Genomic DNA, 22,907 nt, shown 5'->3' with positions numbered 1-22,907 from the left:
TTTAAACACTATCTCCGAATACCTTTATTTTATAAACGGATATTTACTAGCTCCAATAGTAGCAAAAGTCATCTTATTCTGTCTCGTAATAACTAATCAGAATATTTTATCAAAAAAGGAGTAAGGATAAACGTTCCCTACTCCTTTTACCCTTGTATATTATATCTTTTCGATATTATAAAGGCTATACTTTTTAAGCTTAAAAAGCCGTATTATGTCACACTTTTTACTTTGATTTACGAATTATGACACTTATTTATTACTTGATTCCTTTTTTGTTAACATAAAGCGCTAAGTCCATTAGACGAGTTGAATATCCAACTTCATTGTCATACCAAGCTAGAACCTTCACCATACGGTTTTCCATAACCATTGTTGAAAGGGCATCTACAGTAGATGAATGGTTATTACCATTGTAGTCAACTGATACTAAAGGTAATTCGTTATAACCTAAAATACCTTTAAGTTCGTTCTCCGAAGCTTCTTTTAATGCAGCGTTAATGGACTCTTTAGAAACATCTTCTTTTAATTCGACTACTAAATCGACACAAGAGACGTTTGGTGTCGGTACACGCATTGAGAAGCCATCTAGTTTACCTTTTAGTTGTGGTAATACTTTTGCTACAGCCAATGCTGCACCAGTTGTTGTTGGAATCATTGATAATGCACCTGCACGAGCACGACGAGCATCAGCGTGTGGTAAATCCAGGATGCGTTGGTCGTTTGTATATGAGTGAATTGTCGTCATCATACCGCGCACGATACCGAATTTCTCATCTAGTACTTTCGCTACTGGAGCTAAGCAGTTTGTTGTACAAGATGCATTTGAAAATACATGGTCTGTTTCTGGGTTATAGTCCTCGTTGTTAACGCCCATTACAAATGTTGGCATATCTTTTCCTGGTGCAGAAAGAATCGCTTTTTTCGCACCTGCTTGAATATGCATGCCTACTTCTTCCTTCGTACGGAATCTACCTGTACATTCAAGAACTACGTCTACTCCTAGTTCACCCCAAGGTAATTTAGAAGGATCTTTTTCAGCTGATACTTTTATTTTTTTGCCATTAACTACGATAGAATCGTCCTCTGCATGTACATCAGCATCATAGATACCGTGTACTGAGTCATATTTTAATAAATGTGCAAGCTGAGCAGCATCTGTTAAATCATTTATTGCTACTACTTCGATTTCATCATGCTTCATTGCTTCACGAAATACAATACGTCCAATACGTCCAAATCCATTAATTGCTAATTGTAATGCCATAGTCAATTCCTCCAATAATGTTTTAATATATTTTTTTCACAGTAAACTTTCAGCTATAGCATTCGCTGTCGCTTCATCTGTTATGAAAACAGTTTGCTTCGGCGCTACCTTAAAATAAGATAAAATCGCATTCACTTTTTGTTTACCAGCCGCTACTGCAATTAAATTATTACATTTTCTTACTTGTTCAAGCTGAATACCAATTGTACGAATACGATGCACAATTTCACCTTCGGCATTGAAATAATAGCCGAATGCTTCACTGACAGCCCCTTTCTCCTCAAGAATCCGTAAATCTTCAGGTGAAGAATTACGACGAATAGCCATTTCTTCTGCCGAACCAATGCCATGAATTACACAATCTGACTGATCATAGTACCGCATCATGTCAACTACCATTGGCTCTTTTAACATCGCCTGATACGCTTGTTCGCTTAAATGTTCAGGTAAAAATAGCGTTCGATATTGTGCATTCATTTTTGCGGCAAATAGCGCGACAAGTGTATTTGCCTGCATTTGCATTTCGTGACCAATACCGCCACGTGCTGCGACAAACGTTATGTTTTTCTGTGTATCATCCAATTGCAAAAACTGTGCTAATGAAGCGACCGTTTTACCACCAGTTATAGCGACAATTTGCCCGCTATTGACTGACTCATTAAAGTGCTTTGCCGCTTCTTTCCCAAGTAATGTTAATACCGTCTCATCTTCATCAAAATTGCCAGGTACAACAATAACTTTTTGCACATTGAATTGCTTTTCAAGCGTTAGGGCAAGCTGTGTTAAACCAGACCATTCATAAACCAATGCTTGCAATTGCTCGATAACAGCAAAACCGTCCTCAGTACATACCATTCCCGATTTATCCGAATTTAATAACCCTTGCTCACGTAAAATTTCAGTTTCTTTGCGTACTTCACGCTCCGTCATTTTAAGCGCATCCGCTAGAACTCGTCGTCCAACCGGTTGCATGAGCTGTACTGTTTGCAAAATTCGATACCTCGTATGAAGGAGTTGGTACATCTCTGGTAGCATTTTTAGCTGTGCTTCATATGTCGATAAAATGCGCAGCCACTCTCCTCTTTTTAAAGTAGGACGATTTTTATCCCACCATTAAATTTTGTGTCCCACTTATAATATGATTATAATATAAATAATTTCAAAAGACAATTAATTTCATTAAGTTATAGAGGTACTTTTTATAAGGTGTTTCGATTTAGAAAATATTAGGTTGAAAATTGTTTGTTTTCAGATTCAATACATAGGCTTAGTAACTACATGTTTATTGATTGTAGCGGAGGGTGCTCGAGTGTTTACTAGTAGAAATCGAGCTCCCGTAGCGCCTACCACTTTGATGGAAAGGGTAAAGGTTGGTTAATCAATACGCTTAACTTTTTATATAAGTGCTTCAGTTAATGTTGCGTAATCTAATGTACCGTATTGTAAAATCTCACCGTCTTTTTCCACAACAGGAATCATTAGCATATACTTCTCGTGAATATCATCATCTTCTTCAATATCGATGATTTCAATGTCAAAGGCTATATCTTCCTGCACGAGCTTCAATGTACGAAGCCCGTCTACACACAATTCACAATTTGCTCTACTATAGTATTTCACATTCATGTAAAAGCACCTCCTGCCTTTCATTATAAAAGGCTGAGCAGGAAGGTCAATTCCTGCTCAGCCTCAAAAAGAATTTATTTTAAGTGTTTATCAAAGAATTTAATCATTGCATTATAAAATTCAATGCTATTTTCTTCGTTTGCGAAGCCATGTCCTTCATTTTCTTTCAGCATGTATTCCACTTCGACGCCTCTAGCACGTAAAGCCTCCACGATTTGGTCAGACTCAGCTTGATTGACGCGAGGATCATTAGCGCCTTGTGCTACGAATAATGGTGTTTTAATCTTATCCGCATGGAAGACAGGTGATACAGCTGTTAGTAATTCTTTATCCTTTTCTGGATGCCCTACACGCTCATAGAACATATTGCGCATTGTTTCCCAATAAGGTGGAATTGTATCTAATAGTGTGAAGATATTTGATACACCTACATAGTCAACTGCTGCTGCATACAAGTCTGGAGTGAATGTGATTCCCGCCAATGTTGCGTAGCCACCAAATGATGCACCGTAAATACCAATGCGTTTAGGGTCTGCAATTCCTTGGTCAATTGCCCATTGTACGCCGTCCGTAATGTCATCTTGAATTTTTAAACCCCATTGTTTATTACCAGCCTGCAAGAATTCCTTCCCATAGCCTGTTGACGAGCGGAAATTAACTTGTAACACCGCATAGCCACGGTTTGCGAGTAACTGTACCTCAGGATTAAAGCCCCACGAATCACGGTACCACGGTCCCCCATGAGGATTTACGATTAGTGGTAAATCTTCAGCCTTTTTATTTTTCGGTAGTGTTAGGTAACCGTGAATTGTCAGGCCATCTCGACTCTTATACGAAATCGGCTGCATCTCTGCCAGCTCCTCAGATTTTAACCAAGGGCTTAATTGTGCTAACTCCGTTAATTCATCTGTCGTCGAATCGTAGTAATAGTATTTGCCAAACACTGTATCGCTTGAAACACTCACGATGAATTTTGTCATTTCTTTATTGTAATCATTAATGCCAAATTCACTTTCAGTTACACCTAGCTTGTTTTGGATTTTACGGAAAAGCTGCTCAAAGTTTTTATCAAAAAATTGATAATGTAATTTATCTGTTACATATGCACCGTATAAAACTTTGTCTTGCTGAGCATTATATAATACCCCTGACACATCCACATCAGGATTAGACATAATAACGGTTTCATTACCTTCCAAATCGTATTTCACGACCTCGATTTTGTCTCTTCCTTTATTAGACGTTGCGTAAATATACTTATTATCTTTTGAGAATGCAAGTGGCGCTACATCATCCCCTGCTTTCATCTCAATAAAAGGCTTAAATTCATCTTTTTCAGTTTCACGATATAAAACAACACCTTCTACACCATCTGAAGCAACCGCAATTCGAATAGCTCCATTACGATCGGCTACCCAAGTAAGGATATTTCCAGGATTTTTGGCAACAAGTGTCGTATCGCCTGTTTTCACATTAAACTTATAAACATCAAACACCTTAGCATCTTCTTTATTCATCATGATAAGTATTTCATCTTTCACACCTTCTAAACTACTTACAATGCTAAGAGTTACACCAGGATATGGTGTTAAATCTTTTTCCTCTGCCCCATTGAATGTAGAAGAATAAATATGGTAATTTTCATCACCACCGTTATCCTTTACATACAGAAGCGTATCATCTTTCCAGAAGAATCCTGCGATACTACGGTCCTTTGCATTCGAAACGCGCACTGGTTCGCTATCGTCATTCATCTTTTTCACAAACACATTTAATCGATTTTCCCAATCTGAAGCAAATGTGATGTAATTGCCATCTGGTGAAAGCTCATAGCCTAGATTTCCAGGGTTGCGGATAAAATCCTCTACAGAAATCTCTTTTACGCCTTTATCATTTGTATCGTTTTTAATATTCAGATAATTTTCAAAAATAATTGTTGCATCTTTTTCTGTAATTGTACTGTATTCACTAGAAATCCCTTTAAACAAGTCAAGCTTGTCTGCTTTCTCTTTGTACTCAGTTAGATTTTTTTCATTTTCTTCCTGTCCAAGTGCTCTCACTAAAATTCGGGCAATCTCCTCGTGTTTAATGTAAAAGCTTAAGTTTTTCAACTCTCCATCTTTTACCCACTCAGTAATCACCTGCTGACGCATTGTGTCCGATCCATGTTGGTACGTGATAGTAGTTACAGCCAAATCAAGAAATTCCTTCGCTGTTAAACGTTTTTCTTGCTCAACCGCACTAATACTCTTGTTCGGTTCATTTGCTGCACGTACTTCCTGTATTGTGACAGGATAAATAACAGATGCGGTTAAAATTAATGCTAATGACGTTGATAAAAATCTCTTATTCAAATTGACCCCTCCTTATATCAGTTCACGCTATATCGAATGTCGATATATAAAAATTATATCAATTACACCATAATTGTCAATAAATGAAATAAATGTTTTTAAACTTACAAATACTCGTTTTCAATTACGTATGTAAAACAAAAAATCAACCATACTACATATTGCATCAAAAATTGCCCTAGAGGAGGAATTCTTTTGACACAATCTTTTTCTAATGAACAACCAAATACTTCAAACAACCAGCAGCAAAGCCTAAATCACGGTGGCCATGAAATGATGGATATGCACGAAACAATTGGTGAGATCATCGCAGGTCTCAATCAGTCCATTTTTTTACGTCCGCATGTAAAAGATCAAGAACTTCTTAGCATTTTGGATCGCCAATATAATTTCACACTTGGCACATACAACACCATTGTTGAATCTTATAACACAGGCCATGATCCATCCGTACCAACTGGGCGTTATCAAATGGAAACAGGTAATGACTTCACATACGGCTTAAAACCTGGCCAGCCGAAAAAACCGATGCAAAATGCAAATGAAATTAATGACGAAATGATTTCAGGCTTTTTACTCGGTGCTCACAAAGGCTCAGCAAAATGTATGACTGCTGCTGCTCTTGAAACAACAAACCCAGTTGTCCGTCGTGTCGTTGCTGATAGCATTCCTAACTGTATTGAGATGGCATACGAATTATCGATTTACCAAAATAAACATGGCTATTATCAAGTACCACAATACTCACAACAAGACATGCGTGCAATGCTCGATGCTTTCGCTACTTCCAAAAACCCTCTTCATTAACGCATCGCTACGCTACAGGCGGACGCTTTCCGCAGGCAAGCACCGAGCCGCTTCCCTCACTACGCTCAGTCCAGGGTCTCGGTTCGCTTGCTTATCCCGCTGGAGTCGCCGCCTTTCGCTACACTGAATGTTCGTGATTTTTCCTAGAAAAACTATTTAAGAAATTGACTCAATTAATTAAATATACTTTTGATGGAGCCTATATTATTAGAAAAAACGTATGCAAGGTATTTCTTGCTCTCTATTCTTTTGTATATAAGAAGGAGGTATCTCACTAACTGAGATACCTCCTTTTTCTCTTTATAACACTTTTCCTAAAAAAGCTTTTGTTCGTTCATTTTGCGGATTACTGAAAAGTTCATCTGGTGTTCCTTCTTCAACGATATAACCGCCGTCCATGAAAACAACGCGATCACCAACCTCGCGCGCGAATCCCATTTCATGTGTAACGACAATCATCGTCATCCCTTCAGTCGCTAAATTTTTCATAACATCTAGTACTTCTTTTACCATCTCAGGATCAAGTGCTGAAGTCGGTTCATCAAACAGTATCGCCTTTGGTTTCATTGCTAGTGCGCGAGCAATTGCTACACGCTGTTGCTGACCTCCAGACAGCTGTTCCGGATAATTATATGCCTTACTATCAAGACCAACTTTTTTCAGTAGTTCCTGTCCAAGTAACTCTGCGTCAGTACGTTTCATGTTACGAATTTGCATTGGCGCCATTGTCACATTATCTATGACAGTCATATGTGGGAACAAGTTAAATTGTTGAAATACCATGCCGACCTCTGAGCGAATTGCATTGATATTAGTCTTTGGATCGTTGATTTTTACATTTTCAATATAAATTGCTCCATCTGTTACCTCTTCAAGCATATTTATGCACCGCAAAAATGTACTTTTCCCTGATCCCGACGGACCAATCACACAAACTACTTGCTTTTCATGAACCTCATAATCAATTCCCTTTAATACTTCTAGTTTCCCAAAATATTTGTGTAAATTTTCAATCTTAATCATCGTACTTCCCTCCCTTCTACATTACGAGGGACATAGCTATTGCTAAAACGCTTCTCTATAAATGCTACAATTTTCGTTACACCAAAAGTTAATATTAAATACAATAAAGCCGCAACGATATACGGCTCCCAGAAACGGAAGCTTGCACCCGCCACCACTTTTGCTGCATATAAAATATCCGGTGCCGCAATGATTGTCACAAGTGATGAATCTTTTAACAAAGCAATAAATTCATTGCCTAAAGGTGGAATCATACGTCTAAATGCTTGCGGCAATATCACTTTCCGCATCGCTTGATTATGTGTTAACCCAAGCGAACGCGCTGCCTCCATTTGCCCTTTGTCGATACTTTGAATACCTGCACGGAAAATTTCAGCATTATATGCTGCACAGTTTAACACTAGTGTCGTAATACCAGATACCATAAAGCCGAGTGAATGACCAAAAATTGTTGGAATCAAGGCTAAGTGAATCAATAAGATTTGTACCAGCATCGGTGTTCCACGGAATAAATCCACATAAATCTTTGAAGGCCAGTAAATCCAACTCCTTTTCGATAATTTTCCCAACCCTAAAAATAAACCAAAGACAATTCCACCAAGATAGCCGCTAAGCGTCAAAATTAACGTGATGCCAATACCACGTATAAACATATCACGGTAGTTCCAGACTGTGTCCCATTGTAAATCAAAGATGTCCATCCGAACCCACTTCCCCTTTTTTTCATTCAATTAGCAAAAACAAGCATGTCGGCCACTACTTTACCTAGTGACCACCCATGCTATATTTTGTAAATTACTTAAAATCTGTACCAGTAATTTCTTTTAATTTCCCGTTATCTTTAATTTTTTGTAGACCTTCATTTAATAGTGATAGTAACTCGTCGTTTCCTTTACGTACCATGAAGCCATAGTATTCTTTTTCAAAGTTATCATCTTTTATTACCTTAATTTTTGCTTTAGGATTTGCTTTCATATATTCATACACTACTGCATTATCGCCAATTGTAGCGTCTACGTTACTATTTAACATTTCTTGAATTGCCATTGGCTGAGTATCAAATGCCATGATATTTGTACTTGCATCCCCTTGTAGCTTCTTAGCCGCCATATGTCCTGTTGCATTAATTTGTACAGAGATTTTTTTGTCTTTTAATTCAGCAAGCGATTTAATATTCGAATCTTCTTTTACAACGATTAGTAATTGAGATTCATAGTAAGGATCTGTGAAATCATACGTTTGTTTTCGCTCATCATTTATCGTAATCCCTGAGGCACCAATATCAGTTTCACTGTTTTTAATCGATTGGAATACAGGCTCCCAACCAATATTTTTCCATTCTACCTCAAAGTCCATCTCGTCAGCGATTGCTTGAAGTACATCTACGTCAATTCCAACGATGTTGCCTTTATCGTCTACTGATTCAAATGGTGCAAACGTTGCCTCTGTTCCTACCTTATAAACTTTTTTACCTTCGCTACTATCTGAAGTACTTCCTGAAGTGCTACCATCCGATGATGTGTCTTCTTTTGAACCGCAGCCTGCCAATACTAGCGTAAATGCTGCAACTATCATTAATAATGCCCATAAACTTTTTTTCATAAATACTTCCCCCTATACAAAATAATTTTACGATAGTATCTTCATTTTCATTTCAGAAATGTTAGACTATTGAATCAATTATATTAACAATATAATTGATATACAACAACTATTCGCATAAACGTGAATATTTTTTCATAAAAATGTAATCATCCTTACCCTAGGTAGAGAAAATGTATTTAAAGAACGAAATAAACAACGAAAATTGAATACTTATGCATATAATGGATAACATTTATATAATTTTTTGCACAAAAAAAAGAATCCCCCTCAGAAAGGGATTCTCATTTTGACTAGCAAGCTAGCCTCACGTTCAATATGTTCACTTAAAATAATTTGGAGTTGTTGCTTTTTTAAAAGGTTTGAAAAGATTAATCTAGGGAATAATGCTGATGAAGCAGTATTCCTAATTTTATCCCTTTCTTCTCCGCTTGGTAGGCTGCTAAGCTACTTATTAGGAGAGTTAAGCTATAAAATCTATTACTTAAATAAGTAATATGGCGCCCTCGGAGGGAATCGAACCCCCAGTGCAAGAACCGGAATCTTACGTGTTATCCATTACACCACGAGGGCAATTAAACATAAAAAAAGTACCCACCTAGAGCTTTCATGACAAAAGCATGATGGAGAGTATCCTTTGAAGCATACTTGCATGTACTTTAACTACGATCTTTCTATTATACAAACGTCTTGCACACAATTCAACTACTGAATGTCTTTTGTTGTAAAAAATATTATTTTAATAAATTTCGCATTATCAGCGTTAATATTTGACCTTCCCTGACTATAATGTGTATGATAAAATTACAGCTGAGATATTTTGGTCTATTTCAGCAAAAGGATTCGAATCTAGATTTTTAAGGAGGATTTAACATGAATTTAATTCCTACAGTTATTGAACAAACAAGTCGTGGTGAACGTGCATATGATATCTATTCACGCCTACTTAAAGATCGCATCATCCTTTTAGGTAGCGCTATTGATGACAATGTAGCCAATTCAATTGTTGCACAGCTTCTATTCTTAGAAGCAGAAGATCCAGATAAGGATATTTCAATTTACATCAACTCTCCAGGTGGCTCCATTACAGCTGGTATGGCAATTTACGACACAATGCAATTTATCAAACCTAAAGTACAAACAATCTGTATCGGTATGGCTGCATCAATGGGTGCTTTCCTACTTGCTGCAGGTGAACCAGGTAAACGTTGTGCGTTGCCAAATGCTGAAGTTATGATTCACCAACCACTTGGTGGTGCACAAGGTCAAGCGACTGAAATTGAAATCGCTGCAAAACGTATTTTATTCCTACGTGATAAATTAAACACTATTTTATCTGAACGTACTGGTCAGCCACTTGAAGTCATCGCAAGAGACACTGATCGTGATAACTTCATGACAGCTGAGCGTGCAAAAGAATATGGTTTAATCGACCACATCTTTAGCCGTAGCGACCGCAAATAACAAAAAATCCTCCGAGCTTCAGTAGCTTAGAGGATTTTTTTTGTGTGAAAATGATTCCATTTAGGCTCTTATACGTTAGTCAGCTTTTTCAATAAGTGTCGCTAATGATGTAACCGCTTGCTCAGCATCACTACCTTCACCACTTAAAACGACTTCTGTCCCTTTCGCAATGGCTAGACTCATAACACCCATAATGGATTTTGCATTAACTTTCTTCTCGTCTTTCTCAAGAAAAACATCCGCATTGAAGCGATTAGCTTCTTGCACGAATAAAGCTGCTTGTCTAGCTTGTAAACCTAATTTTAATTTTACTTCGACTCTTCTCTCAATCATTCGCAAAACTCCCCTTCAGTACCGTTCATCTTTTATTTAATCTTACCTTAATTGTTATGAAAAGAACAATAAGCGATTATGCATCATTTTTATGCCATTCACGTATGAAAGGCTTAGCCACCAACTTTTTCTCCTCGACGCAATGCATCTGCGATTTCGTCAATTTTTCTTAATCGGTGATTGACACCTGATTTGCTCACTGTGCCACTCAACACCATTTCACCTAATTCTTTCAATGTTACGTCTTGATATTCTACCCGTAAACGTGCAATTTCACGCAGCTTTTCAGGTAATTGATCTAAGCCTATTGAATTTTCGATAAAGCGGATATTGTCAACTTGGCGTATCGCTGCGCCAATCGTTTTATTTAAATTTGCTGTTTCACAGTTTACAATACGATTTACACTATTACGCATATCTCGTAAAATACGTACATCTTCAAATTTCATCATAGCTTGATGAGCGCCGACGATATTTAGAAAATCCGAAATTTTTTCTGCTTCTTTTAAATAAGTAACGAAGCCCTTTTTACGCTCAATGGTCTTCGCATTGAGCTCGAACTCATTCATTAAATCCATAAGCGCCTCTCCATGCTCTTTATATAATGAATATACTTCTAAATGATAGGCTGACGTTTCTGGATTATTTACCGAGCCTCCTGCTAAAAATGCCCCACGCAAATAGGCTCTTTTATGACCACTTTTTTTAATTAAATCTCTTGAAATGGTATGATTAAATTGAAAGTCATCAGAAATAATAGCCAAATCAATAAGCAGCTCTCTTGCGCCGTCACGGACTCGACAAATATAAACGTTATTTTTTTTCAGACGCATTTTTTTTCGTACAAGTAGTTCGACATTATACGGATACAACTTTTTCATGATTGTATAGAGCCTTCTAGCAATTGCTGCATTTTCTGTTTGCACATCTAAGCTCAGTAGCTTATTCGCAAATGACAGTGAGCCATTCATGCGAATTAAAGCAGACACTTCCGCTTTCATGCATTGATCATCAGCTTCTACTTGTGTCAGTTCCTTTTTAGTTTCTGAGGCAAAAGACATATCCCAACCTCCTTTCAACATTCATATTTCTATGTATATGTTAATCTTATCATATACACTAAACTCTCTTTATGATTCAATAATTGCTTTTTTACTAATCTTATTTTTATAATTTTTTACATACTCTACTAGCCATTCCGCAACATTAATTGCATTATGACGTACAGTACCATCTGAACGAATTGTTGCAATGTCTCGCTGGATTACTTCTAATCCAATACTTTCAAGCATTGCTACATCAAATTTAACAGGTTCAGCTTGTTCTTCTTTATACAATTCTTTAACCGGATTTGGTAGTGTTTCATCATTCACTAAAATCGCATCAATAAAATTAGCTCCCACATGGTCATTAATTGCTTTTACATGATCGCCTGCAGTGTACGTTATTGTCTCGCCTTTTTGTGTCATTAAATTACACACATAAATCTTATGACCTTTCGCGCGTACGACCGCCTCCCCGATATCTTTTACGAGTAAGTTAGGAATAATACTTGTATATAAACTTCCCGGCCCAATTAAAATATAATCTGCTTGTTTAATCGCACGTATAGCTTCTGGTAGAGGTTTCACATCATCCGGTACTAGAAACACATGGTTGATGCGTTTCTTTGCCATCGGAATTTTTGACTCTCCTTCAATAATCGAGCCATCTTCAAGTTCGGCATGGAGTGAAATCTTTTTATTGGCAGCAGGTATAACGCGACCGTGAACTTTTAACACTTTGCCCATCTCACTGATAGCATGATTAAAATCCCCGGTAATATCCGTTAAAGCCGTTAACATTAAATTCCCCAGTGAATGTCCACCCAATTCCTCAGATGCTGAAAAACGATACTGAAACATTTGCTCCACTAAAGGTTCAACGTCTGATAATGCAGCAATAACGTTACGCACGTCGCCTGGCGGTGGAATATCATAATCATCACGTAAGCGGCCAGAGGAGCCACCATCATCTGCTACTGTTACGATTGCCGTAATATCAAAAGGATGATGTTTCAATCCACGTAGTAATGTGGACAGCCCTGTACCGCCTCCAATGACGACAAGCTTTGTCTGCTTCTTTTTCATTCACTCAATCCTTTCTACGATTGATGTCACGGTGTGTTATAACGGTTTCTTCAATTCCATTTAAATAAGCACCAAAATATTCGGCAAGTGTGACAGAACGATGTTGTCCTCCTGTACAACCAAATGCAATGACAAGCTGTGATTTCCCTTCTTGTTTATAAAGAGGAATCATGAATTCAAACAAATCCGTTAGTTTCTGAATTAATGTTTGTGTATCATCTAAAGCAAGTACATACGAGGAAACATCATCTTGCAAGCCAGTTTTATGGCGTAATTCTTCCACATAATACGGATTTTTCAAAAAGCGCACATCAAACACTAAATCCGCATCGATAGGCATACCATGTTTAAAACCAAATGACATTATATTGACAGTGAAAACACTTTTAGCATCTCTTGCAAATTCTTTTATGATTTTTTCACGTAATTCTCTCGGTTTCATATTTGACGTATTGTAAACGGATTTAGCACGCTCTTTTACTTCCGCTAACAGGATACGTTCTTGTTTAATACCCTCTAATGGCAAACCATTAGTTGCTAAAGGATGTGATCGTCTTGTTTCTTTATATCGACGAACGAGTGTCTCATCATCTGCATCTAAAAATAAAATACGAGGAGAAATATTTCCTTCTTGTAACATATGATCTAGCGCACCAATCAAAGAATCAAAAAAGTCGCCACCACGCATATCCATGACAGCAGCAATACGTGTAATATTTTTTCCTGTGTCCCGTAGTAATGTTAAAAATGTCGTTAACAACGCCGGTGGTAAATTGTCAATACAGTAATACCCTAAATCTTCAAAACTTTGAATTGCTACGGTTTTTCCCGCTCCAGACATACCTGTAATAATGACTAATTCATGTGTACATTGTTGATTATCGACTACCACTGCATCCAGCTCCTTTTTTTTGTGGTCTAGTCATTCACACCACACCCTCTAGGTCGCTTTGGACTAGACAAGCAACTTAAAGGCCAACACGATGTTGGTCATTTCGACGATGCCACAGAACGCGGCGTTTTCGACGATCGAGTTTAAACTTACGGGAACGCACTTTTCTTATTCGTTTGACATTTGGATTTTTTCATGTAATAGTTCAAAATCTTTTGTATATTCAAATGTACCATATTGAATCCCTGACTGTGCAGCTGCAAACAATAAATTTGTACGGTCCCCTTCAGCCATCGGTAAATGTTTAAGTTTCTCGATTGGATGCCAAGCAAGCGTTCCTTCACGCGTTTCCTTAAATAACTCACCTTCCACATCCGTTGCGACAAATGTATAAAGCATCCATTCATCCACTGTTTCTTCATTCTCTTTAATAACCATTGTATATACGCCTTTTAAATGTGTATGCAATGGCGTTCCATTTGTTTCTTCTTTAAATTCACGTACGGCCGCTTCATAAATTGATTCGCCGCTCTCCATTTTACCGCCTGGTGCTACATACCAACCACGTCTCGGTTTTTGAAGTAATAGAACTTGACCGTCCTTTATCGCAAGTAAGTTCGCAATTCTTTGCATAGGCACACCTCTAATCTCTTTCACATTCTCCCTCTATTATAACAAGACCCGTACGCTGTATACAAAGGATAGTCCTACATTCCTACTGTATATCCACGCGTAGCACAAAAAAGCAGGTTGTTCTCACCTATTTAGGCGGGAACAACCTACTAAAAAAAATAAAAGGGGGAATGCTAATTACACTTTTTATTTTACAACTTTTATATGTCATTCAAGTTACAGCAACATTAAAATAATGTTAAAATTTGTATGCTTTTTTATGCGTTAATCTTTTCAATTAATTCTTCAATATAATGTTGAGCCGCTTGCGCTGCAATACTGCCATCACCTGTTGCCGTTACAATTTGACGTAATGTTTTTTCACGAACGTCACCTGCTGCAAAAATACCTGGTACAGCAGTTTCCATATTTTCATTTGTCACGATATAACCAGCATCATTTAAAATACCAAGTGATTCAAATGGTTTCGTTAAAGGCAACATACCAATGTAAACAAACACGCCATCAGTAGCAAATTCCGTTTCAGTACCATCAACTGTCGATTGTAATGTTACGCTTCCCACTTTACCGTTTGCTTCATTAATTTCTTTTACTGTTGCATTCCAGATGAAATCAATTTTCTCGTTTGCAAATGCACGATCTTGTAGTATTTTTTGCGCACGTAATTTATCACGACGGTGAACGATTGTTACTTTATCTGCAAAGCGAGTTAAGTAAACTCCCTCTTCAACCGCTGAATCTCCGCCACCTACGACAACTAGATTTTTTTGTTTAAAGAATGCACCGTCACATACTGCACAGTAACTAACACCACGGCCACCAAGCTCTTTTTCACCAGGTACACCCATTTTTTTATATTCTGCACCTGTAGAAAGAATGATTGCACGTGTTTTGAATTCTTTCGCACCAGCTTTAATTGTTTTATATTCTTCACCATCGATGATTTCAGTTACATCGCCGTATGCATATTCAGCACCGAATTTTTTTGCATGGTCAAACATTTTTGTAGAAAGTTCAGGGCCTAAAATTGTATCAAAACCTGGGTAATTTTCTACTTCTTCCGTATTAGCCATTTGACCACCTGGAATACCACGTTCAAGCATTAATGTAGAAAGATTGGCACGGGAAGTATATACAGCAGCAGTCATCCCCGCAGGACCTGCACCGATAATTACGACATCATAAATTTTTTCTTCTGACACGGATATTGCCTCCTAAAAATTCAATACTTTTCTATTGGTTCATTTGTATATTTATCGTAAGTTAATCACCAAAGTTATTCAACTAAGTTGCTCATAAGCAATGCTACTGGTCTTCACTTTTCGGTAAAAAACCTAAAATTTCTTCGATGTATTTCGATAGTGTTGAAACAGAAATATCATATTGCTCAGCAATTGCTTTCTTCGTCACCTTTAACATGCGTGACGAACGGAATAAATAATCACTTGCTCCTGCAATCGCTGCTGGATTGGTAAAGCGATAGTTCCCATCTAAAGCACGCTCGCATAGCGCGAACCACATTTGAAACATCGGAACTACAACTGTCGTTAACTTACCGTACTGTTCAAATAAAACTTCTGGAACTTTCACAGCACGTAAAAAGCTAGCTTCAAGCTTATTTTTCTCATCAAACTTATGACCAAGTGCATAGGCTAAGAACAGCTTCTCAAACGGACCATATTGTTCGACATTTATCCATTTCGGATGCGCAATAATTTCCTGCTTATGTGCTGAGCGGCTTAATAAAAATAAACCGAAAATACGATCACTTTCATATTCACTTTGCAACTTTTCAACTATATATTCACGATCATGTTCGAGTGCATCGAGTTCATACGTATTTTCAAGTTGTCGCCATGGTTCAAAGCCCTCTTTATCAGGATCTAGCTCTAATAGCTGAGCCCAAGCATTTTTTGAGCTCTCTTCATGACCTGAAAAATAGGCAGCATGCGACAGCCAAAAATAAAAGCCTGCATCTCCAGCATAGCCTCGTTTTTGCATACTACGTAACCATTTATAAGCCACTTCATACTGACCAATTAATGCTAGCGTAGCACCTAATTTATAACGATGCTCCCATGCATACGGTTGGATTTTCGTAAGCACTTCTAAAAGCCCCTGTAATTCTTCATCATTTTTCTCATAGTACGCAATGACAGCTAAGTTACAGATTGCATGTAAATTACCCTTGTTGTCACGTAGTACACGATGTAATAGTGCCTTCGCATCCTCTGCTTCACCGATATAAAAATAAGCAAGAGCTAAGTTATTATATGCAGACCAAAAATCGGGTTTATCTTCAATTAGTTCTTCTAACAGATCAATCGCTTCAGGAAAATCACCTTTCTCCATACAACGACGAGCCTGTTCTTGGCGATATAAATCCTCACTCGAAGCCTCAAGTTCCTCAAAATCATCTTTCTCAAACTCTACAAACTCTAAAATTTCCGCAGCTTCATCTGCGTAAGCGCCTTCTGGTTCCATTTCCAAATAGCTTTCTGCAAAACGCTTGGCATCATAAATCATACCTATACAACCTGAAATCTCCGCCATATAAAACACAATTTCCGGCTCATCTGGGTCGATTTGATAGGCACGATGAAGCAAATCATACGCTTCTTCAAAACACTGACCTTCTAACTCCATAATTGCTAATTGCAATAAAATCATCGAGTCATCCGGACTTAAATCAGTAGCACGTTTTAAATACTTATACGCTTTATCCATTTGTCCACTATTCATCGCTTGAATAGATTTTTTATAGTAGTAATCGCCATTCGGTATGAATGACACAATATTTGTCTGATTCTCTTTTTGACGTTTCTTTTCCAAAAATATTCCTCCGAAACAAGAAATAAGGAACGCATTATACGTCCCTTTCACAATAACTTACATTATACCATACTGTAAGTGATATGCTGCTATTTCTCCTCGTGACGTTTTTCCAACACATGCAACACATCAAAGACACTTACTTTTTGCTCTTGTAATAATACTAATAAGTGATAAATTAAATCCGCTGCTTCCCATTTTACTTCTTCCGCATCGCGGTTTTTTGCACCGATCACAACTTCGGTTGCTTCTTCACCGACTTTTTTACAAATTTTATCGATTCCTTTATCAAATAGGTATGTAGTGTACGCACCTTCTGGCATTTCTAGTTCACGTGTTTTAATGACTTCAGCAAGCTTTGAAATAATATCCACTGAGCCGACTTTTGCATTTGCTTGAATGACTTCTGTAAAACAAGATGTTGTTCCATTATGGCAAGCTGGTCCAGTTGGTAGAACCTCCACTACTAATGCATCTTTATCGCAATCCGCTTTAATTGACACGACTTTTTGTGTGTTGCCACTTGTCGCACCTTTATGCCAAAGCTCTTCGCGAGAGCGTGAGTAAAACCAGGTTTCGCCAGACTCAATTGTTTTTTCTAGCGATTCTTTATTCATATACGCTACAGTTAACACTTCTTTCGTGTTTGCATCTTGCACAACGGCTGTTACTAAGCCTTTATCGTCAAATTTAATGTTTTCAATCATCTTACTGCCACTCCTCTTTCACGTAAGTATTCTTTCACTTGCGCTACGCTCGTCTCTTTATAATGGAAAATTGATGCCGCAAGTGCTGCATCTGCATCAACTTCCCCACACAATACTTCGTAAAAATGTTCGGCATTGCCCGCCCCGCCACTTGCGATAACTGGAACTGTTACAGCCTCTCGAACTGCTTTTGTTAAGGCTAAATCAAAGCCAGATTTCTCTCCATCTTGATTCATACTTGTTAGTAAAATCTCTCCTGCACCTAAACGAACCGCTTCCTTTGCCCACTCCGTTACTTGCCAAGAAGTTTTGTTACGGCCGCCATGTGTATACACCATCCACGTACCGTCTTCTTCACTATAGCGTGCATCAATTGCAATAACGATACATTGCGCGCCAAAGAAGTCAGAACCTTCTTTAATCAGCTCAGGACGCTCTAGCGCAGAAGTATTGACCGATACTTTATCAGCACCCGCACGTAAAATACGCTTCATATCCTCTAGTGTACGAATACCGCCACCAACCGTAAATGGGATGGCAAGTGTTGCCGCTGTCTGTCGTACGACATCGACCATTGTTTCACGACCTTCATGTGAGGCTGAAATATCCAGAAATACAAGTTCATCTGCCCCTTGCTCATCGTAAAATTTCGCTAGCTCTACAGGGTCCCCCGCATCACGTAATGACACGAACTGTACTCCTTTTACAACGCGCCCTTCTTTCACATCAAGACACGGAATAATACGTTTTGTTAGCATGACACCACCCCTTCTAACCATTGTTTTAATAAGTACACACCAAGTGCTCCTGATTTTTCAGGATGGAATTGCATACCAGTAATTGAACCGTTAGCGACGATACCTGGCACATGAATCCCACTGTAATCTGCGTAAGCTACAAGCTCCGCTGCATCCATTTGTGTCGCATAAAAAGAATGCACGAAATACACATGTTCCGCTGGTGCCTCACCTTTTAACCATGTTGGACGATTTGTTACTATAAGCTCATTCCATCCCATGTGAGGAACACGATATGCTTTGTCTTCGTTCATCCCACTAAAACGCTTAATGCTTCCTTTAAAGAAACCAAGACCCTTAGTTGGTTCTACTTCTTCACTTTCTTCAAATAGTAGTTGCATACCTAAGCAAATACCTAAAAGCGGGCGATTCTCTGCCTTTACCTTTTGTAAATAGCCATCTAAATTCGTTTCTGCTAAACGCTTCATCGCATCTGGAAATGCACCAACACCAGGTAAAAGAAGTGCATCAGCTGAATCTAACTCTTTTTCGTCAGCCGTTACAAATACATCACAGCCAAGACGTTTTAGTGCTTGTTCAACACTAAATAAATTCCCCATTCCATAATCAATAACACCTATCTTCACGTTAATAGCCCCTTCGTTGACGGCACACCTTTCACACGTGGGTCAATTTCAACTGCTGCATCGATTGCACGGGCTAACGCCTTGAAGATCGCTTCAATAATATGATGCGTATTATGACCATAAGGCACAATCACATGGACATTCATGCGTGCTTCAAGTGCAAACTTCCATAAAAACTCGTGTACTAGCTCTGTATCAAATGTGCCAACTTTCTCTTTTAGTTCAGGTACACGATATTCAAGATGTGGGCGATTTGAGCAATCAACAACGACTTGCGCTAACGCATCGTCCATTGGTACAAAAGCAGTCCCGTAACGTTTAATACCTTTTTTATCGCCAAGTGCTTCACGAATAGCTTGGCCTAATACGATGCCAAGGTCCTCTGTTGTGTGATGATCGTCGATATATGTATCACCATTTGCTTGAATTGTACCGTCAAACAAACCATGCTTAATGAATAAATCAAGCATATGGTCCATAAAACCAACACCCGTTTTGATATCTGCTTTCCCTTCACCATCTAAATCAATCGCAACAGAAATTTGTGTTTCATTCGTCTTACGTTCAACTTCTGCGTAACGTTTCTTTTCAGTCATTTATGTCTCTACTCCTTTTCCCAGCCACGTGATTCCACCGCACGTGCATGGCCCTCTAAGCCCTCCATACGTGCAAGTCGTGCTATTTTCGGGGCATTTTCCGCCCAAGTTTTTTCACTATAATAAACGACGCTCGATTTTTTGATGAAATCATCGACATTTAAACCACTTGCAAAACGAGCAGTGCTATTTGTTGGTAACACGTGGTTTGTACCTGCAAAATAATCACCTACTGGCTCAGAGCTATAACGTCCAATGAAAATCCCACCGGCGTGACGTACTTGCTCGGCCACTGCTTCTGCATTTTTTGTCAAGATTTCTAAATGCTCAGGTGCTAATGTATTGATGGCTTCAACAGCATCAGACATCGTTTCTGCCACATAAATAGCACCGAAGTTGTCAATAGATGCACGTGCTAATTCCTCACGTGGTAACGTCGACAACTGCTTCTCGACCTCAGCCGCTACCTGTTCGGCTAATTTCTCCGAAGTCGTCACTAAAATGGCACATGCCATTCTGTCGTGCTCAGCTTGCGATAATAGGTCGGCCGCCACTTCATCTGCATACGCTGTTTCATCTGCTAGTACTGCAATTTCGCTTGGCCCAGCAATCATATCAATCGCTACTTCACCAAACACTTCACGTTTTGCAAGCGCCACAAAGATATTACCAGGTCCTGTAATTTTATCGACAGCTGCAATTGTTTCTGTGCCGTAAGCTAGTGCAGCAATGGCTTGCGCTCCCCCAATTTTATAGACCTCTTGCACACCTAGAATATGTGCCGCTGCCAAAACGCCATCTGGTAACTTACCGTCACGATTTGCTGGTGAAGTAATCACGATGCGTTCCACCCCAGCAACTTGCGCAGGAACAACATTCATCAACACTGAAGAAGGATACGCCGCTGTCCCACCTGGCACATAAAGACCAACTGCATCTAGCGCTGTAATACGTTGTCCGAGCCAAGAACCATTTGCAAGGTCAAGACGATAGCCTGTACGCTTTTGTTGTTCATGATACAGACGAATATTATCAGCAGCTTCTTTCAAATCTGCATAAAGCTGTGCATCCAGCGCCTTAGCGCCAGCCTCAATCTCTGCTTGTGTGACACGTAAATTTCCCGGAACAAAACCATCCCATTTTTCTGTGTATGTACGAACAGCTATATCGCCATTTGCACGTACAGAATCCAACACTTCACGTACAACCTGTAACTGTTCTTCATTGCCTCTTTCAAGTGGTCGTTTTAAGGAAATACCTTTTGCTAGTTTAGTAATCTTCATTAGAAAAAGCCTCCTATTAATTGACGCATTGTTTCAGTCGCTTCACTAAGTCAATAATTCGGTCGCCCTTCATGCGGTAGCTCACCGGATTTGCAATTAAACGCGAAGAAACGTCTGTAATGAACTCATACTCTTCTAAACCATTTTCTTTTAATGTACGCCCCGTTGATACAATATCAACAATACGATCTGCTAAGCCAATCATTGGCGCAAGTTCAATTGAGCCATTTAACTCTATGATTTCTACTTGTTCCCCAATACCCTTATAATATTTCATCGCAATATTCGGATATTTCGTTGCAATACGCGGTGCAATTTCATTCATCGTTGTATTTGGTAATCCTGCTGATGCGATGTAGCATGTACTAATTTTGAGATCCAGTAACTCGTGCACCTCACGTTGTTGTTCTAAGAGTACGTCCTTACCAGCAATACCGATATCAGCTACACCATGTTCTACATAAACCGGTACGTCCATTGGCTTTGCTAAAATAAAACGAATTTTCTCTTCTGGAATATCAATTATTAATTTACGCGACATTTCCACTTCTTCTGGTAAATTAAAACCTGCTTCAATGAGCATTTGGTACGCTTCTTCAAAAATGCGCCCTTTTGGCATCGCAATAGTTAATTCATTCACAGCAAACTTCCTCCTGTCCAATAACAACTACTTCTGAAAATTGTGCTATAAATGCAGCTTCATCTACTAAACTACTTCTCATTTGTAATGTTGTCTGCTTGCCTACTGCACGTAACACTTGTACTTTTTCAAGAGCCGATTCAAAGTCTGCTTCCTCAAATAATACGACAACTGCCTCTTCCTTCATTACACTTTGCCCTGCTAATATTTCCAGCAAACGGTCCACACGAATACTAAAGCCTGTTGCACCTACTTTAGAGCCAAATACGTTAAGTAAGCCATCATAGCGTCCACCATTACCAAGTGGGAAACCGCTACCTGATGCGAAAACTTCAAACAGCATACCTGTGTAATAGCTCATATGGCTTGAAAGTGTAAAATCAAAAGCCACATAATCCGCTAAATCCGCTACTTCTAGTAATTTTGCTAAACGTTGCATATATTCTAATGCGTCATTTTTACGCACATATTTTTCAATATCCTGAATTTCTTTCAAATTCATTGCTTCGTCAATAAATTGTAGCAATGCATCAGATTTTGTTTTGGGTAAATCAAATGAAGCAACTGCTTCTTCAAAGCCAACATAATTGCGTTGCACAAGTAATGTACGTAGTGTATCTTCCTGTTCAATGCTTTCTGTGTAATCTTGTAAAATACAATTTAATACGCCGGCATGACCGATTGTTACTTTGAAGTCTTTTAGTCCAAATTGCTGTAATAACTCCATCGCTGTCACAATAACCTCTGCATCTGCAAATACCGAATGATCACCAATTAACTCAATGCCCATTTGGTCAAACTCGGCAGGACGCCCCCCCTCAGTTTCCTGAGCACGGAAGACATTCGCAAAATATGCAAGGCGTAAAGGGATCATCTCTTTTAACAACTTTGATGTCGCTATACGTGCAATGGGTGTTGTCATGTCTGGTCGAAGTACTAATGTGTTGCCTTGGCTATCAACTAATTTAAATAAATGCGCATCCGAAATGGCCGATGCTTTGCCAACTGTATCGAAGTATTCCACAGTAGGTGTTTTAATAAATTCATAGCCTCTTGATCGTAAAAAGCTCCGACCTGTTTGTCGTACTGCTTCTACTTTTTCAAAAATTTGTGGAAATGTATCGCGCATACCAAGTGGCTTTTCAAACATTTTTATCGATGACATTTTGACACTTCCTCACGTTATACTTTAACTCACTAGAGTGTTAGAGAATTAGATTATGAAAGAATTTTATCGCATTCTTTCTAATCAGTCAATGCAAATGCTAAAGAAATAAAATAATTTTCTAATAATTTCAACACTTATTATTCCGTCAATTATACACTTATTTATTC

The 22,907-nt window shown here is 38.5% G+C and carries 23 protein-coding genes and 1 tRNA gene; 2 read left to right on the top strand and 22 right to left on the bottom strand.

Going from position 1 to position 22,907, the window contains the following annotated elements:
* Nucleotides 1-259 precede the first annotated feature (259 nt).
* The 4 genes from gap to AEA09_RS01430 form a co-directional block, all read right to left on the bottom strand.
* On the bottom strand, nucleotides 260-1,267 hold the full coding sequence (gene gap, locus AEA09_RS01445; RefSeq protein ID WP_053582143.1) for a type I glyceraldehyde-3-phosphate dehydrogenase: 1,008 nt from the start codon (nucleotides 1,265-1,267) through the stop codon (nucleotides 260-262).
* 36 nt (nucleotides 1,268-1,303) lie between these two features.
* Entirely contained in the window at nucleotides 1,304-2,332 is a 1,029-nt protein-coding gene (locus AEA09_RS01440; RefSeq protein ID WP_082332524.1) for a sugar-binding transcriptional regulator, read from the bottom strand.
* 330 nt (nucleotides 2,333-2,662) lie between these two features.
* Nucleotides 2,663-2,893: a glutaredoxin family protein gene (locus AEA09_RS01435; RefSeq protein WP_053582141.1), complete on the bottom strand. Its 231-nt coding sequence runs from the start codon at nucleotides 2,891-2,893 to the stop codon at nucleotides 2,663-2,665.
* Between the two features lie 74 nt (nucleotides 2,894-2,967).
* Nucleotides 2,968-5,247, bottom strand: a complete 2,280-nt coding sequence (locus tag AEA09_RS01430; RefSeq protein ID WP_053582140.1) for a S9 family peptidase — start codon at nucleotides 5,245-5,247, stop codon at nucleotides 2,968-2,970.
* Nucleotides 5,248-5,442: 195 nt separating this feature from the next.
* Between AEA09_RS01430 and AEA09_RS01425 the strand changes: the two genes are divergently transcribed.
* Nucleotides 5,443-6,054, top strand: a complete 612-nt coding sequence (locus AEA09_RS01425; protein ID WP_053582139.1) for a spore coat protein — start codon at nucleotides 5,443-5,445, stop codon at nucleotides 6,052-6,054.
* Between the two features lie 300 nt (nucleotides 6,055-6,354).
* Here AEA09_RS01425 and AEA09_RS01420 read toward each other — a convergent pair whose 3' ends face one another.
* The 4 genes from AEA09_RS01420 to AEA09_RS01405 form a co-directional block, all read right to left on the bottom strand.
* On the bottom strand, nucleotides 6,355-7,077 hold the full coding sequence (locus AEA09_RS01420) for an amino acid ABC transporter ATP-binding protein (RefSeq protein WP_053582138.1): 723 nt from the start codon (nucleotides 7,075-7,077) through the stop codon (nucleotides 6,355-6,357).
* Entirely contained in the window at nucleotides 7,074-7,778 is a 705-nt protein-coding gene (locus tag AEA09_RS01415; RefSeq protein WP_053582137.1) for an amino acid ABC transporter permease, read from the bottom strand. The genes AEA09_RS01420 and AEA09_RS01415 overlap by 4 nt, the downstream gene beginning before the upstream one ends.
* 94 nt (nucleotides 7,779-7,872) lie before the next feature.
* Nucleotides 7,873-8,679 carry a basic amino acid ABC transporter substrate-binding protein gene (locus AEA09_RS01410; protein ID WP_053582136.1) on the bottom strand — a complete coding sequence of 269 codons (807 nt, stop codon included), beginning with the start codon at nucleotides 8,677-8,679 and terminating at the stop codon, nucleotides 7,873-7,875.
* A gap of 498 nt (nucleotides 8,680-9,177) precedes the next feature.
* Nucleotides 9,178-9,252: transfer RNA gene (locus AEA09_RS01405), tRNA-Arg, on the bottom strand.
* A gap of 300 nt (nucleotides 9,253-9,552) precedes the next feature.
* Between AEA09_RS01405 and clpP the strand changes: the two genes are divergently transcribed.
* Nucleotides 9,553-10,143, top strand: coding sequence for an ATP-dependent Clp endopeptidase proteolytic subunit ClpP (gene clpP, locus AEA09_RS01400; protein WP_053582135.1), 591 nt, complete (start codon nucleotides 9,553-9,555; stop codon nucleotides 10,141-10,143).
* A gap of 75 nt (nucleotides 10,144-10,218) precedes the next feature.
* Here clpP and AEA09_RS01395 read toward each other — a convergent pair whose 3' ends face one another.
* The 14 genes from AEA09_RS01395 to AEA09_RS01330 form a co-directional block, all read right to left on the bottom strand.
* Entirely contained in the window at nucleotides 10,219-10,476 is a 258-nt protein-coding gene (locus AEA09_RS01395) for an HPr family phosphocarrier protein (RefSeq protein ID WP_053582134.1), read from the bottom strand.
* Between the two features lie 113 nt (nucleotides 10,477-10,589).
* The gene (whiA, locus tag AEA09_RS01390; protein ID WP_053582133.1) at nucleotides 10,590-11,537 is read right to left on the bottom strand and encodes a DNA-binding protein WhiA; all 948 of its coding nucleotides are present in this window, start codon (nucleotides 11,535-11,537) and stop codon (nucleotides 10,590-10,592) included.
* Nucleotides 11,538-11,606: 69 nt separating this feature from the next.
* The gene (locus AEA09_RS01385; RefSeq protein ID WP_053582132.1) at nucleotides 11,607-12,605 is read right to left on the bottom strand and encodes a gluconeogenesis factor YvcK family protein; all 999 of its coding nucleotides are present in this window, start codon (nucleotides 12,603-12,605) and stop codon (nucleotides 11,607-11,609) included.
* 4 nt (nucleotides 12,606-12,609) lie between these two features.
* A complete protein-coding gene (gene rapZ / locus AEA09_RS01380; protein WP_082332523.1) occupies nucleotides 12,610-13,497 on the bottom strand; it encodes an RNase adapter RapZ in 888 nt (295 codons plus the stop codon).
* A 168-nt stretch (nucleotides 13,498-13,665) separates the two neighbouring features.
* Nucleotides 13,666-14,130, bottom strand: a complete 465-nt coding sequence (locus AEA09_RS01375; RefSeq protein WP_053582290.1) for an 8-oxo-dGTP diphosphatase — start codon at nucleotides 14,128-14,130, stop codon at nucleotides 13,666-13,668.
* Between the two features lie 257 nt (nucleotides 14,131-14,387).
* Nucleotides 14,388-15,332: a thioredoxin-disulfide reductase gene (gene trxB / locus AEA09_RS01370; RefSeq protein WP_053582131.1), complete on the bottom strand. Its 945-nt coding sequence runs from the start codon at nucleotides 15,330-15,332 to the stop codon at nucleotides 14,388-14,390.
* A 103-nt stretch (nucleotides 15,333-15,435) separates the two neighbouring features.
* Nucleotides 15,436-16,962, bottom strand: coding sequence for a tetratricopeptide repeat protein (locus AEA09_RS01365; protein ID WP_053582130.1), 1,527 nt, complete (start codon nucleotides 16,960-16,962; stop codon nucleotides 15,436-15,438).
* Between the two features lie 89 nt (nucleotides 16,963-17,051).
* Nucleotides 17,052-17,669, bottom strand: a complete 618-nt coding sequence (gene hisIE / locus AEA09_RS01360) for a bifunctional phosphoribosyl-AMP cyclohydrolase/phosphoribosyl-ATP diphosphatase HisIE (RefSeq protein ID WP_053582129.1) — start codon at nucleotides 17,667-17,669, stop codon at nucleotides 17,052-17,054.
* Nucleotides 17,666-18,427: an imidazole glycerol phosphate synthase subunit HisF gene (gene hisF, locus AEA09_RS01355; protein WP_053582128.1), complete on the bottom strand. Its 762-nt coding sequence runs from the start codon at nucleotides 18,425-18,427 to the stop codon at nucleotides 17,666-17,668. The genes hisIE and hisF overlap by 4 nt, the downstream gene beginning before the upstream one ends.
* The gene (hisH, locus tag AEA09_RS01350) at nucleotides 18,421-19,053 is read right to left on the bottom strand and encodes an imidazole glycerol phosphate synthase subunit HisH (protein ID WP_053582127.1); all 633 of its coding nucleotides are present in this window, start codon (nucleotides 19,051-19,053) and stop codon (nucleotides 18,421-18,423) included. The genes hisF and hisH overlap by 7 nt, the downstream gene beginning before the upstream one ends.
* Nucleotides 19,050-19,649, bottom strand: a complete 600-nt coding sequence (hisB, locus tag AEA09_RS01345) for an imidazoleglycerol-phosphate dehydratase HisB (RefSeq protein WP_053582126.1) — start codon at nucleotides 19,647-19,649, stop codon at nucleotides 19,050-19,052. Before hisB ends, hisH begins: the two co-directional genes overlap by 4 nt.
* An 8-nt stretch (nucleotides 19,650-19,657) precedes the next feature.
* Nucleotides 19,658-20,932 carry a histidinol dehydrogenase gene (gene hisD / locus AEA09_RS01340; protein WP_053582125.1) on the bottom strand — a complete coding sequence of 425 codons (1,275 nt, stop codon included), beginning with the start codon at nucleotides 20,930-20,932 and terminating at the stop codon, nucleotides 19,658-19,660.
* A 16-nt stretch (nucleotides 20,933-20,948) separates the two neighbouring features.
* Complete coding sequence (gene hisG, locus AEA09_RS01335) at nucleotides 20,949-21,572, bottom strand: ATP phosphoribosyltransferase (RefSeq protein ID WP_053582124.1); 624 nt, start codon at nucleotides 21,570-21,572, stop codon at nucleotides 20,949-20,951.
* Nucleotides 21,565-22,737 (bottom strand): ATP phosphoribosyltransferase regulatory subunit, encoded by a 1,173-nt coding sequence (locus AEA09_RS01330; protein WP_053582123.1) that lies wholly within the window; start codon nucleotides 22,735-22,737, stop codon nucleotides 21,565-21,567. The genes hisG and AEA09_RS01330 overlap by 8 nt, the downstream gene beginning before the upstream one ends.
* Nucleotides 22,738-22,907: the final 170 nt, after the last annotated feature.

This window comes from Lysinibacillus contaminans (genome assembly GCF_001278945.1).
Taxonomy (GTDB): Bacteria; Bacillota; Bacilli; order Bacillales_A; family Planococcaceae; genus Lysinibacillus; species Lysinibacillus contaminans.
The sequence above is the reverse complement of the archived record's forward strand: the minus strand, read 5'-3'. Positions and strand labels throughout refer to the sequence as shown.